A 12872-nucleotide genomic window follows, 5' to 3' on the forward strand; every position below is an offset into this window, starting at 1 on the left:
CTGCACCACCTAATTATCAAAAATAATTTTATATAATTCTTCAAGATCAATATATTTTCTAAACTCTGCTGCCAGATAGTTATAATTATCTTCTCTGATCTCAGCCGCAGTTTTTTCTGCTTCTAAATTTGGACTCAAACCTTTCTGGCTGAGTAGATAATTAATTAATGATTTTCTAAAATCGTCATTTTTGAAGATATCATGCAGATATGTACCCCAGACATTTCCAGATTCATTTACTGTACCATCATAAACAATTTTTTCTACTTCCCCTGATTTCTGTCTTTTAAGCCTGAAAATAGCCTGCTGTTCAGAAGCTCTGACAGTTTTGCCCTGATGAATTTCATAACCAGACAAAACTCTGCCGCTGCTGTTTTTAAAAAAATTGAGCTTATTTAAGGGCTCTGCCCTGACCTGCCTTGTTATTTTTTCAGCTTCCAGAACAGTTTTGATTTTTAAAAGCGAGAGACCTTCTATTTCTTTCTCATTTCCTTCCAGATTATCCGGATCTGATATTTTCTGTCCCAGCATCTGATAACCACCACAAATACCTATAATTTCTGTCCCTTTATCTGCCTGCTTAAGGATTTCTGCAGCCAGATTTGTATTATATAGAAATTTAAGATCATTAATTGTTGTTTTAGAGCCGGGAAGAATAATTAAATCGGGATTTCCGAGCTCAGCTGCTCTCTTTACATATCTCATTTGAATATCTTTAGCTGACTTAAAATAATCAAAATCTGTAAAATTAGACATCCCCGGATAGGCAATAACTGCAATTATAAGCTTAAAGTCCTGATTACCATAATCTTTTTGCTGCAGGCTGTCTTCCGAAGGTAAATTAAGATCTTTTAGATAGGGCATAACTCCCAGAACCTTTTTTTGAGAATGTTTTTCTATCAGTTCCACTCCAGATTTAAAAGCATCGGGATCACCCCTAAATTTATTAACAATAATTCCCTTAACTCTTTTTCTTTCTTTTTCAGTCAGTAAATCCAGGGTGCCCACAATTGAGGCAAAAACTCCCCCTTTATCAATATCTGCAATTAAAATCACAGGTGCTTCAGCAATTTCTGCTGCTTTCATATTTACAAGATCTTTATCTCTTAAATTCACCTCAGCCGGATTACCTCCACCTTCTAAAACTAAAAGATCATAATCCGTCTTTAATTCAGAAATAGCTTCATTTATAATTTGGAGCAGCCTATCTTTTTCCGCAAAATAAGCAGCTGCCTTCATATTTTTATATACTTTCCCCTTTAAAATAATTTGAGACATATCATCAGCAATAGGCTTCATTAAAATTGGACTCATATTAATCTCAGCTTCTACTTTGGCTGCCTCTGCCTGTACTGCCTGGGCAACTGCAATTTCTCGGCCTTCTTTTGTAATATAGGAATTCAAAGACATATTTTGAGATTTAAAGGGGGCTGTTTTATATCCATCCTGAGCCAGAACTCTGCAGAGAGCAGCCGCTAAAATACTTTTCCCGGCATCAGATGCTGTACCCTGAATCATAACTGCATCTGCCATTTAATCACCTTCTACTTAAATTTAATAATTTATCAGTATCAATATTTTCTGCTACCACATCTGCCAGATGGTCAATGTCTTTCTCAATTTCTTTTTGATAGTTATAGTCGTTTAATTTCGAGCTGTCTGAACCATTATTTTTTCTAAGCTTATTTAAAACTGCACTGCGAAAATTATCATTATCAAATAAACCGTGCAGATAGCTGCCGAAGCAATTCCCAGCCTGATTTACTGCACCATCTTTATAATTTGCCCTACACCCGGATCTCTCTGTTATTTTAAATAATTCTTCAGTTTGATTTAAATATTCTGTCTGTCCCATATGAATCTCATAACCTCTAAAAATTTCTTCAAAACTAAATTTAGGAACTTTGTTTTTAAACTTCAGATTCAAATTCAACTTTACCTTTACCTGATGAGTAGTTTTTTCATTTAAAAATTTTGTTTTGATATCCAGTAAACCCAGACCCTCGATTTCTTTTATATTTCCTTCTGTTCCATATTTATCGACTAGTTTTCGTCCGAGCATCTGAAAACCACCACAGATACCAATTATCATAATCCCTGCCTGATCTGCCTTTTTAATTTCCGCTGCCAGACCGCTCTCTTTTAAAAACTTAAGATCCTTAGTTGTAGTTTTAGTTCCCGGAATAATGATTAAATCAAAACTAAGTAAATTCTTTTTATTTTCAACATACTCTAGACTAAGATTCTTTTCCATTTTTAGACTGTTAAAATCAGTGAAATTAGAAAGATGAGGCAGTTTTATAACTGCGGCTTTGAGATTATCTGCTTGAGAACTAAAATTGGTTAATTTTAGAGAAGCTGAGTCTTCTTCCGGTAAATTAAGATCTTTAAGATAGGGTAAAACTCCCAGAAATTCTTTTTCGGTATAGTTCTCCAAGAAATCAACTGCTGGCTTTAATAAATCAAAATCTCCCCGAAATTTATTAATTATCAATCCTTTTACCAGTTTTCTCTGAGCAGGTGGTAAGAGTTTTAAAGTTCCAACCAGAGCGGCAAGACAGCCACCTTTTTCAATGCTGCTGATTAAGAGTACCGGGGATTTATAAATCTCGGCTGTAAACATATTGGCAAAATCTGGAGTAGTTCTATTTATTTCAGCCGGACTTCCTGCTCCCTCCATAATTATGAGATCATTTTCCTGTCTCAATCTTTTAAGTGCCTCTTTAATTGTCCGCTTATAAATTCTAAGATAATCATTTTTCTTTTTTTGATAATTAACACTTTGATCTACCTGACCATTAATGATAATCTGACACCGGCCATCTCCCATTGCTTTAACTAAAATTGGCTGCATCTCTACAGCTACTTCTCTAAAGGCAGCTCTGGCCTGCAGAGCCTGGGCAATCCCGATTTCTCTGCCATCCTTTGTTATGTAGGAATTAAGTGACATATTCCAGGCTTTAAAGGGCACAGTTTTAATACCCTTCCTGGCAAAAATTCTGCACAAAGCTGTAACAAAAAGACTTTTACCTGCATCAGATGCTGTACCCTGAATCATTAAAGTTCCTTTTTTTTTATTCATAGTTCCAAACTCCTTAAAAGTAGATGAAATAAAAAAATCCCAACCCTCCGGTTGAGATTAAAGTATATAATCACAATTGATTCAGTTATCTAGAAAGAAACTAATGCTATAAATAACTATCTTTAATGATTACCTACCTGATACCTGTCCCCGAGGTCATTTGTAGATTATATAAAAGGCAGGTCTCCTGACTTCTGATTTAATGTTTAGATTTCTACCTTCCCTGAAACAAATTACAGGTGGTATAACAAAATCTATAGATCAGTTACAGTGGCGGGCCCGCTCAGGATTTTAACCTGATTCCCTATTCTCTTCAGCCTTAGCTAAAGCACCTTTTATATAAAGTATTCTTTTTTTATAATTCAAACAAACGAATCTATGTATTAACTATATCTCAATTTATTGTATTTGTAAAATTTAATTTACTTAAAATTATTTCCTGATCATAAATTTTCAACTCAGTCAGAGAACAATTATCTATCTGAAACTGCCAGAAATTTTCGGGCTTAGTTGACAGTACAGCTGTCAGATAAACTTTGATAACTCCTCCATGAGTAACTACCAGTATTTTATTGCCCTGGTGTTTCTTAATAAGCTTCTGGAAAAAATCTTCTATCCTCAATTTAAAGTCCAAAAGTTTTTCTCCTCCGGGAGGATAATTGTGGATGGGATCCTGCTGCCAGGCAGAGGCCTGATCGGAATATTGTTTTTTTATTTCTGCAAAACTTAATCCTTCCCAGTCCCCAAAACTCATCTCTCTCAGCTGTTTATTTTCTCTAATTTTTAAATTTTTCTCCCGAGATATTATTAGAGCTGTATTTTTTGCTCTTTTTAAATCACTGCTGTAAATTTGATCAATCTCTATCTTATTAATAATTTTTGCTGCCTTCTGGGCCTGTTTTCGCCCTTTTTTATTTAAATCAATATCAGTCTGGCCCTGAAAAATTGACTTCTGATTCCAGTCTGTTTCTCCATGTCTTAATAAATATAATCTGGTTAACATCAGCTCTCCACCTCAAAATTATTCAGCTTGATATTTTTTTCTTTCTATCAGCTGTAAAATAGATTTTTCTATAGCTTTTTTAACTGTCTGATATTCCGAGTGCTCAGGTTGATAATCACTGCTGTCTAAAATCTGGGGATTGTAATCAGCTATAATTTCTCTTATTTTAGCTAAAAAATCCGCAGAAGCTATTTCCCTAAAAATTAGTTTTCTAAGTTCAATACTATCAATATCTTCTATAATCCTCTGCCTCTTTTCTGACATTATATCAAGCAGAAATTCATATTCGAGGCCAAAATCAGATTCCAGTTTTTTTCTAATATTTTTTGAAAGTGCAGGTAGATTTGAACCAGAAGCGGCAGTTAAAAGCAGTTCGCCTCTTTTTACCATTGCCGGAACTGTGAAATCAGAAAGCTCAGCATTATCAATTAGATTGACCAGAATATTTTTTTCTCTGGCCAGAAGCGCAATTCTTTGATTTAATTCTGAATTATCAGTAGCAGCAAAAACTAAAAACTGTCCGATTAAATCTTTTTCCTGGAATTTGCGTTCTAAAAAAATATATTTTTTTGATTCCGGATTTCGATAAACTGCAAATTTCTGATTATATTTTGGAGCAATTATTTTGATCTGGGCTCCAGTCTGCAGCAGACGCTTAAATTTACGCAGTGCCACCTTACCCGCTCCTACAATTAAAACTTTTTTATCTTTTAAGTTTAAATTAATCGGATAAAATTTCACTGCTCTTCCCCTTTCAAAATTCTATTTACTCTTCTTCTCCTACTGCAAAAATTGTTTTGACAGCTTCCAGCTGATCGTCTCTGGTATTTCCATTTTCTACTGCCAGTTCTTTGAGGCCAACTGTAGGCTGATGTAATAACTTATTTAAAAGTCGATGTCCCAGCTGTTCAATAATTTCTGCTGCCTCAAGTTCTGAATTTTGAAGCAGATGTAGGGCTCTTTTTACTTCTTTTTCTTTAATACCGCGAGCATCATCACGCATTTCTCTAATTAGAGGGACACAGCGGCGCTCACGCAGCCAGCGCTGAAAATTATATTTTTCATCTTCTATTATTGCTTCTGCTTTTGTAACTTCATTTTCTCTTAAATTTAAATTTTTATCAATTACCCGCTTTAAATCATCTAGATTATATAAATGAACTCCGGGAAGTTCTTCTACATTCTGATCAATATCTCTTGGTAGAGCAATATCAATTAAAAACATTGGCCCATGATTTTTCTCTACTGTGTCTAAAAGATCATCTTTGTGAAGTACTGTATGGGGAGCTGCTGTAGAAGCAATTATAATATCAACTTCTTTTACTCGATCTTTAAATTCTTCCCAGTGAATAACTTCGCCTCCATACTCTGCGGCCAGTTTTTCTCCATTGCTGTAGGTACGGTTTGCTACCAGAATTCCTTCTACACCATAATTAAGTAAGTTTTTAAGAGTTAACTCCGCTGTCTCACCTGCACCTAAAATCATCACCTTTTCTCCATTGAGGCTGCCAAAAATATCCCGGGCCAGCTCAACCGCTGCATAACTTATCGAAACTGCCCGCTCGTTAATTTTAGTTTTAGTCCTTACCATCTTTCCAACTTTAATTGCTTCCAGGCAGAGTTGATTTAAATAAGAGGCAGTTAGATTTTCTTCTTTGTATTCTCTAAACTGCTTTTTTATTTGAGCCAGTATCTGATCTTCTCCCTTAACCAGCGAATCAAGACCAGCTGCCACTCGATATAAATGTTCCACGGCCTGCAGATCATGATATTGATAGAGATAATCATTTAAGTCATTAATCTTATATTTAAAATGGCCTTTGAGGGTCTTTTCCAGCAGCTTATAAATATGTTTTTTTAAAAAATTTCTGGCCTCAGCTTCCTTTTCCGAGTAAAGATAAATTTCAAAACGATTACAGGTACTTAATACGAAAAATTCTTTAAACACATTTTTGTTTAAATTCTTTTTTAGTTCATTTTTTATCTCAGCTGTTTTCTGAGAAAGCTGATCTCTGATTGAAATTGGAGCTGTTTTATGATTAATTCCGGATACTAAAAGCTGCATCAAAAGCCTCCTTATTCTTAAAAATTTTTATCTCTGGTTTTTAGATTTTACTTTTACTCATCTTTAATTATATTACAAAGTTTCTTTTACTGCAAAAAAGTTTAGGTACCGGGTACTTGGAAAAAAATTCCAAGTACCCGGTACCTATTTCGCCTGCTTAAATTTTTTCTCCAGTCTGATAACCGTTCCAGTTAATTTTATCTGCTATTTCGCATTCAGAATTGAGTTCTACACCTTTTAAAATTTCTTCTTTAAATTTAGGATAACCTGTACGATCAACAATATAACCTATATGTTCTTTAGCCAGACTGGTATCAATATGTCTTTCTATATAATCATATACATTATTAACAATTGCTATTACCACATCTCTGCTGGCCCACTTTAAAAATGGTTTTGCCAGGCGAGGATTCTTTTTCCCGGTTCTTCCCATAATTACAACTTTAAAAAATTGTTCTCCTCTTTCCCAGGCATTTGTGGGACACTGCAGTATACATTCACCACAGCCAATGCAGCGCTTTTCATCTCTCAGGACACGCTCCTGTTCAAAACTCAGAGCTGAAGTCACCCGCTTATGGCAATTATCAACACAGGCTTTACAACCAATACATCGCTCCTGATGATAAATAGGCTCAACCATTCCCAGAATTCCGAAATCCTGAAGATGACCTTTGATACAATCATTTGGACAACCTGAAAGAGCAATTTTAACATGATAATCATTGGGAAAAATATTTTTTTCTATCTGCTGAGCCATTTCTGTAGTATCATAATTAGAATAACGGCAGACTCGATTACCAATACAGGCAGATACATTACGCGTTCCTGCTGCTGGATAACCTTCTCTGGGATCAGCGATTTTGACCCCAATTTCTTTTTCCATTCCCTCTAAAATTGGAGCAATTTTTTTATTCACTTCTTCAAAATCTGCAAAAGAAATTCCTGGCACCTCAAAACCCTGGCGGGTAGTAATATGTAAGGTTCCATTACCATATTCATCTGCAATTTCTTTGATTAAGGATAGATATTTAGCATTAATATGACCACCGGGAACTCGAATTCTTAGAGCAGTAACTTCCCTATCTTTGGTAATTCTAAAAGCATTTTTCTTTATTTTTTTAGTATTAAAAGACATAATAACCTCCTTCTGTTAGTTAATTTAGTCCCTAATTTCCTTAACTTCTGCATAATTATAAACTGGACCGTCAATACAAACATAATTATCTTCAATTTTACAGTGCCCACATTTACCGAGACCACAGTGCATCTTTCGTTCATAGGAGACCCAGATTTGATCATCAGGAACACCCAGTTTCTGAAATTCAATAATAGAATATTTCATCATCGGTGGTGGCCCAACTACTATTACCTCTGTATTCGCAATATTTTCAAGATGTAATTCTGCAATATGTTCTGTAATTAAACCAACACATTCTCCCCAGATATCACAGGTTTTGTCTACAGTTAATAAAACATCAAATTTTTGACGCCAGCGTTTAATGTCTCTTTCAAACAGAAGGCTGCCTGCATCTTTAAAACCGGCCAGAACTTCAAAATCACTCAGCTGATCTAGATTGTTACCTGCATACTCAATCAAACTTCTTACAGGAGCTAATCCGGTCCCACCAGCCGCAATAATCAAATTTTTATCCTGATAGTTTTCAAAATCAAATCCATTGCCGTAGGGACCGCGCAAATAAAGATAATCGCCCTCTTCTAAATCATGAATTCTATCAGTCAGCTTACCAACTTTTCTGATTGTCAGCTCCAGCCACTGATCAGTAAAATTACTGACAGAAATTGGTGCTTCGCCATAACCAGGTATGGATACTTCTAAAAATTGACCAAAGTTAAGCTCAAAGTCTGACTCAAGCCTAAATGTATATTCAATTTCTGTTTCCTGAAATATTTCTAAAATCTCTGCCTTTTGCGACAAATATGGATTTTTTAAACTTTTCTCAGCAGTTAAAGACATTATACTCCCTCCTCAATGATTGTTGATAATTTATTAATGCATTTTGAAAATGAAATATATTCCGGACAGACGTCATCACAGCGGCCACAGCCAACACACATATCAAAATCAAATCTCTCACCAAAATCATAAATTTTATGCATTGTTTTATAGCGCATCCGGTCTCCATAATCTTCTCTAAAGTTATGTCCTCCTGCCATTTCCGTAAAACCATCAATATGACAGCCAGCCCAGCGTCGAAAACGCTCTCCACTTTTTTTGTTTTCATCATATAAAACATCCTTTACAGTAAAACAGCTGCAGGTAGGACAGGAAGTATTACAGCGGCCACAGGCGATACAGCGCTGGCTATATTCTGTCCAGAGTTGATGTTCAAAAACTTCATTTGTCAGTTTTTCTCGATCCGGCAGCTTAACCTCAACTTTATTTTTTTCTATAAACTGGGGCTCAAATTTAATTTCTTCTGCCTGAGATGAAAACTCTACTGCTAAATCTTGATCATTTACTTCACAGCTGACTCCATTCTCTTCAAAACGCAGAAAAGCTGCATAATCTTCAGCCTCTACAGTATTGCTCTCCATTGAAACACAAAAACAGGAATCAAAACCTGAAGTACATTCAATCACAAAAAATTTGACATTTTCACGCAGCCTTTTATAATATATGTCCTCTTCCGGGCCATTTTCCAAAAATATTTTATCCAGACGCTTAAATGCATTACGGTCACAGGGACGTAAAAAAATGATATATTTATCATCTGTATCTGAAGCTATAAATTGTTCTCCTTCTACAAAATGAAAAAGAGTTTCTCTGATTGGAAAGACAATTTCTTTTGCCGAATACTTACTCTTAACTGTCAATTCAATTTCTTCTAGACTTTTAATTAAGTCATATGTAATCAAATCATTTGCAGAAAAACTATCCTTATTCTTTTTTCGTACTGGAGCATAAATTTGATAATCCTGATTCAGACTCTCTAAAAGTTGATTGAATCCATTTTCACTAAAATTAAAACCCATTCTTTTTCCTCCTTAGCTATAAATGCCAATTACAATTTTAATTTAATATAAAGTCTTTAAGCTGCATTCTTATTTTTGCTTTCTAGACTGGGATGACCGCTGGAAGCATACCAGTAAAGTGCACCAATTAAAATTGCTCCACCGACAATATTACCTGCTGTAACAAAGACCAGATTATAGATATATCCTCCAACAGTTATCGCGGCAGTGTGAGGTATCATTAAACTCATTGCCAGTAGAGACATATTTGCAATACTGTGTTCAAAACCACTGCCGATAAAGGCAAATAAACACCAGAAAATTAATGTCAGTTTGGCTATCTCATTTTTAGCCTTGATTGCAGTCCAGACAGCCAGACAGACTAAAATATTGCATAAAATCCCCCGGAAAAATAATTCTCCAGCAGGGGCAGACATTTTAGCAGCTGATGCACTTAATATGAACTCAGATGTAGGTGAAGCAGAAATTAGGCCTGACTTAAAAATCATCCAGGCAGTAAAAATTGAGCCAACTAAGTTTCCGAGATAACAATAAAACCATAGTTTAAGCATCGAAGCAGCAGTAATCTTTTTATCAAGCCAGCCGACAGTCATAATTAAATTATTGCCTGTAAAAAGCTCAGAGCCAGCAAATAAAACCAGTATTAAAGCCACTGCAAAAGATGCACCCATGACAAGCTTTGTAAATGGTGATCCAGCAGCATTAAGTGGTGCTCCTATTGAAAAAATAAGCATGATTCCTAGTCCAACAAAACTGCCTGCAAAAGCTGAAAAAATAATATATTTCAGCCTATTTGCTTCCATATAATTGACTTTCTTAACGGCAGCATTTCCAACAGCTTCAATATTTTCTCTGTACATTTAAACCATCCTTTCTATGTGAAATTTATTACTATTATATGTGAGTATTTTAACAGGAATACTCGGGTTTCTCTGTGATTTAACTCACAGAGAATAACTATAGAAAACAACAATGGGACCTATCCCTTATCGCCTATAACCTATAAACTCAATTTAACACTTGTCTATCTACATCTGATTTTATATAATTAAGGCAAGTCAGATTAAATATTTAGAATTTTTATTAAATCTATTTTAACTAAGGGAGGGGTTTTAGCATGTATGGGGAAAAAACTATAGAAGAATTCTTAGATGAACTAAGCTCAAACAATTCTATTCCAGGCGGTGGTAGTGCAGCAGCTTTAAGTGGTGCTTTAAATGCTTCAGTTATTAGCTTTATTGCTAACCTGACAGTTGGCAAGGAAAAATATCAGGATGTTGAAGCTGAAGCTAGAGAAATACTGGCAGAAAGTGAAGAATTAAAAAAAGAAATGCTGTTGATGATTGATCAGGACAGTAAAATTCTTTCGGATATTTTGGACAGTTATAAAGTCGGAGATCAGAAAAAAGTTAGATCTGTCTGTCAGGATGCCGTGGAGTTTTCGATGGACATGACAAAAAAAGCAGTCAGACTGATGCGCCTCAGCTTAGAAATTAGTGAAATAGGAAATAGAATGCTGGCCAGTGATTTTGAGGTAGCAGCTTACATAGGAGATGCGGCAGTAGGCAGTGCAATTGCCAATGTTAAAATCAACCTTAAAAGTCTGGATAACGAAGAATATAAAGCAAATATTAAAAATGAATATTTAAAATTAAAAAATGAGAGTTCACGTCTAAAAGAAGAAATAATTGAACTTGCTAATCAATAAGCTTTAATTAATATTTTAGATCCATAATTTATTTAAATTTTAGATATAATTTTAAACAAAGGAAGTGGAGATATGAAAATACTTGATGGTAAAGAAATAGCAGAAAATATTAAAAGAAATTTAACTGCTGAAGTAGAAAATTTAAAAAATACAACCGGAAAAGCACCACACTTAATTGTACTGCAGTATGGAGAAGATGCAGCAAGCAAATCTTACGCTCAAAGAATTGAAAAAAACTGCAAAAAAATTGGCATTGAGTTTGAATACCAGCAGTTTATTGAAGAACCGGCTAAATTTAAGGCCTGCTTAAAAGAAGCAAATGAAGATGATCAAATTACTTCAATTATGGTTCAGCAGCCACTTCCACCTGACTTAATAGAAAGTCTGGAAATGATCAATCCAAAAAAAGATATTGAAGGAATCACTTCTGCTTCTCTGGGAAAACTTTTTGTGGGGCTGAAAACTCTAAATCCTGCCACTGCTGAAGCCTGTATGGAAATCCTGGACTATTATGAGATTCCAATTAAAGGTCAGCGAGCAGTTGTGGTTGGGAGAAGCAATATTGTTGGTAAACCTGTCTCTATCTTATTGCAGCAGAGACATGCTACTGTAACCATGTGTCATTCCCGGACCAGAGATTTAGAATGGGAATTAAAACAGGCTGATATAGTTGTAGCTGCTGTAGGCAGAGCAGAAATGATTAAAGGTGAAATGCTGAATAAAAATTCAGTGGTTATTGATGTTGGCACCAATTTTGTTGAAGGGAAATTACTGGGAGATGTCGACTTTGATTCTGCCGCAGATAAAGTTAAAAGTATAACCCCTGTCCCTGGAGGAGTGGGGACGGTTACCAATCAGGTTTTAATGCGCAATATAGTTAAATCATTTAAAAATTTGCACGAAATTAAATAATTCAAAAAGACCCTGCCTCAAGTCCTAAAGCAGGGTCTTTTTATTAATCTCATAACTATTTATTTCCAGACATTCATTACTGAATAGTTGAAGTAATTGACTTTATTTAGTATTTTAACTATTAACTTTTTTACTCAGTAATTAACTCTAAAGGTACTGGAGTATATTCTTCAACTTCTTCTCCATTGGCTACCTTAACTGCAGTTTCTACTGCCATTTCTCCCATTAATGATGGTTTCTGTGCCACAGTAGCTGCCATTCTACCTTCTTCAACAGCCTCTACTGCATTTTCAATAGCATCAAAGCCAACAATCATAATCTCATCAGAGCGTCCAGCAGCTGAGATAGCTTCCATAGCACCTAAAGCCATATTATCATTGTGAGCAAATACAGCATCTATTTCTGGATTACCCTGCAGAATATTTTCCATAACGGTCATACCTTCTGCCCGGTCAAAACCAGCAGGCTGTCTGGCAATTACTTCTAAGCCAGAATAGCTATCCATACTGTTATTAAAACCTTCACCTCTATCTCTGGCAGCAGAAGTTCCGGGAATACCCTGTAATTCCACAACATTGCCTTCTTCTCCTAACTGCTCAGCAATAAAGTCACCTGCCATTTTTCCGCCAGCAACATTATCAGATGCAATGTGACTTACAACATCTCCACCTTCAGCTGCGCGGTCAACTGTAATTACAGGAACCCCAGCATCATTGGCGGCTGTAATTGCAGAAACAACTGCATTACCATCAACGGGGTTAACAATTAAAACATCAATTTGTTTGATTAATAGATCTTCAACACTGCTTAACTGACTGGCAGCGTCATTTTGGGCATCTACTGTTAAAATTTCTACACCCATTTCTTCTGCCATTGCTTCAGCACCATCTTTTAAGTCAACAAAGAAAGGATTATTTAAAGTAGATACAGCCAGACCAAGCTTAATATCCTGAGCTGCAATACCTGCAGAAAGTCCAACCACCAGAATTAATGATAAAGCTAAAATAATAGTTAATTTTCTCATTTTTTTTATTCCTCCTTGAATTTTATTCTTCTAATGAATTTTGTCAAAAAGAAGCTGCTAACAGGCTCACCTCCTATTTGAAAT

The 12872-nt window shown here is 35.4% G+C and carries 12 protein-coding genes and 1 riboswitch; of the genes, 2 read left to right on the forward strand and 10 right to left on the reverse strand.

Translation table 11 applies throughout. From position 1 onward, the window contains the following. Positions 1 to 9 precede the first annotated feature (9 nt). From C7958_RS04625 to C7958_RS04665, 9 genes are all read right to left on the reverse strand, one after another. The gene (locus tag C7958_RS04625) at positions 10 to 1533 is read right to left on the reverse strand and encodes a cobyric acid synthase (protein WP_111571503.1); all 1524 of its coding nucleotides are present in this window, start codon (positions 1531 to 1533) and stop codon (positions 10 to 12) included. 4 nt (positions 1534 to 1537) lie between these two features. Beyond that, the gene (locus tag C7958_RS04630) at positions 1538 to 3082 is read right to left on the reverse strand and encodes a cobyric acid synthase (protein WP_111571504.1); all 1545 of its coding nucleotides are present in this window, start codon (positions 3080 to 3082) and stop codon (positions 1538 to 1540) included. Between the two features lie 160 nt (positions 3083 to 3242). Further along, positions 3243 to 3433, reverse strand: a riboswitch (cobalamin riboswitch). A gap of 43 nt (positions 3434 to 3476) precedes the next feature. Further along, positions 3477 to 4085 carry an alpha-ribazole phosphatase gene (gene cobC / locus C7958_RS04635; RefSeq protein ID WP_111571505.1) on the reverse strand — a complete coding sequence of 203 codons (609 nt, stop codon included), beginning with the start codon at positions 4083 to 4085 and terminating at the stop codon, positions 3477 to 3479. 18 nt (positions 4086 to 4103) lie between these two features. Next, entirely contained in the window at positions 4104 to 4826 is a 723-nt protein-coding gene (locus tag C7958_RS04640; protein WP_111571506.1) for a precorrin-2 dehydrogenase/sirohydrochlorin ferrochelatase family protein, read from the reverse strand. Positions 4827 to 4851: 25 nt separating this feature from the next. Next, entirely contained in the window at positions 4852 to 6150 is a 1299-nt protein-coding gene (hemA, locus tag C7958_RS04645) for a glutamyl-tRNA reductase (protein WP_111571507.1), read from the reverse strand. 157 nt (positions 6151 to 6307) lie between these two features. Then, positions 6308 to 7285 carry a sulfite reductase subunit C gene (gene asrC / locus C7958_RS04650; RefSeq protein ID WP_111571508.1) on the reverse strand — a complete coding sequence of 326 codons (978 nt, stop codon included), beginning with the start codon at positions 7283 to 7285 and terminating at the stop codon, positions 6308 to 6310. 24 nt (positions 7286 to 7309) lie between these two features. Beyond that, complete coding sequence (gene asrB, locus C7958_RS04655) at positions 7310 to 8125, reverse strand: anaerobic sulfite reductase subunit AsrB (RefSeq protein ID WP_111571509.1); 816 nt, start codon at positions 8123 to 8125, stop codon at positions 7310 to 7312. Beyond that, entirely contained in the window at positions 8125 to 9144 is a 1020-nt protein-coding gene (gene asrA / locus C7958_RS04660; RefSeq protein WP_111571510.1) for an anaerobic sulfite reductase subunit AsrA, read from the reverse strand. The genes asrB and asrA overlap by 1 nt, the downstream gene beginning before the upstream one ends. A gap of 56 nt (positions 9145 to 9200) precedes the next feature. Beyond that, complete coding sequence (locus tag C7958_RS04665; RefSeq protein ID WP_111571511.1) at positions 9201 to 10004, reverse strand: formate/nitrite transporter family protein; 804 nt, start codon at positions 10002 to 10004, stop codon at positions 9201 to 9203. Positions 10005 to 10261: 257 nt separating this feature from the next. On the opposite strand from C7958_RS04665, the gene C7958_RS04670 reads away from it, so the two are divergent. Continuing rightward, positions 10262 to 10852 carry a cyclodeaminase/cyclohydrolase family protein gene (locus tag C7958_RS04670; protein ID WP_111571512.1) on the forward strand — a complete coding sequence of 197 codons (591 nt, stop codon included), beginning with the start codon at positions 10262 to 10264 and terminating at the stop codon, positions 10850 to 10852. 72 nt (positions 10853 to 10924) lie between these two features. Beyond that, complete coding sequence (locus tag C7958_RS04675) at positions 10925 to 11764, forward strand: bifunctional 5,10-methylenetetrahydrofolate dehydrogenase/5,10-methenyltetrahydrofolate cyclohydrolase (RefSeq protein WP_111571513.1); 840 nt, start codon at positions 10925 to 10927, stop codon at positions 11762 to 11764. 130 nt (positions 11765 to 11894) lie between these two features. Here the strand turns inward: C7958_RS04675 and rbsB are convergent, their stop codons facing one another. Next, complete coding sequence (gene rbsB / locus C7958_RS04680) at positions 11895 to 12788, reverse strand: ribose ABC transporter substrate-binding protein RbsB (RefSeq protein WP_111571514.1); 894 nt, start codon at positions 12786 to 12788, stop codon at positions 11895 to 11897. Positions 12789 to 12872 lie beyond the last annotated feature (84 nt).

The organism is Halanaerobium saccharolyticum (assembly GCF_003259895.1).
Classification (GTDB): domain Bacteria; phylum Bacillota; class Halanaerobiia; order Halanaerobiales; family Halanaerobiaceae; genus Halanaerobium; species Halanaerobium saccharolyticum_A.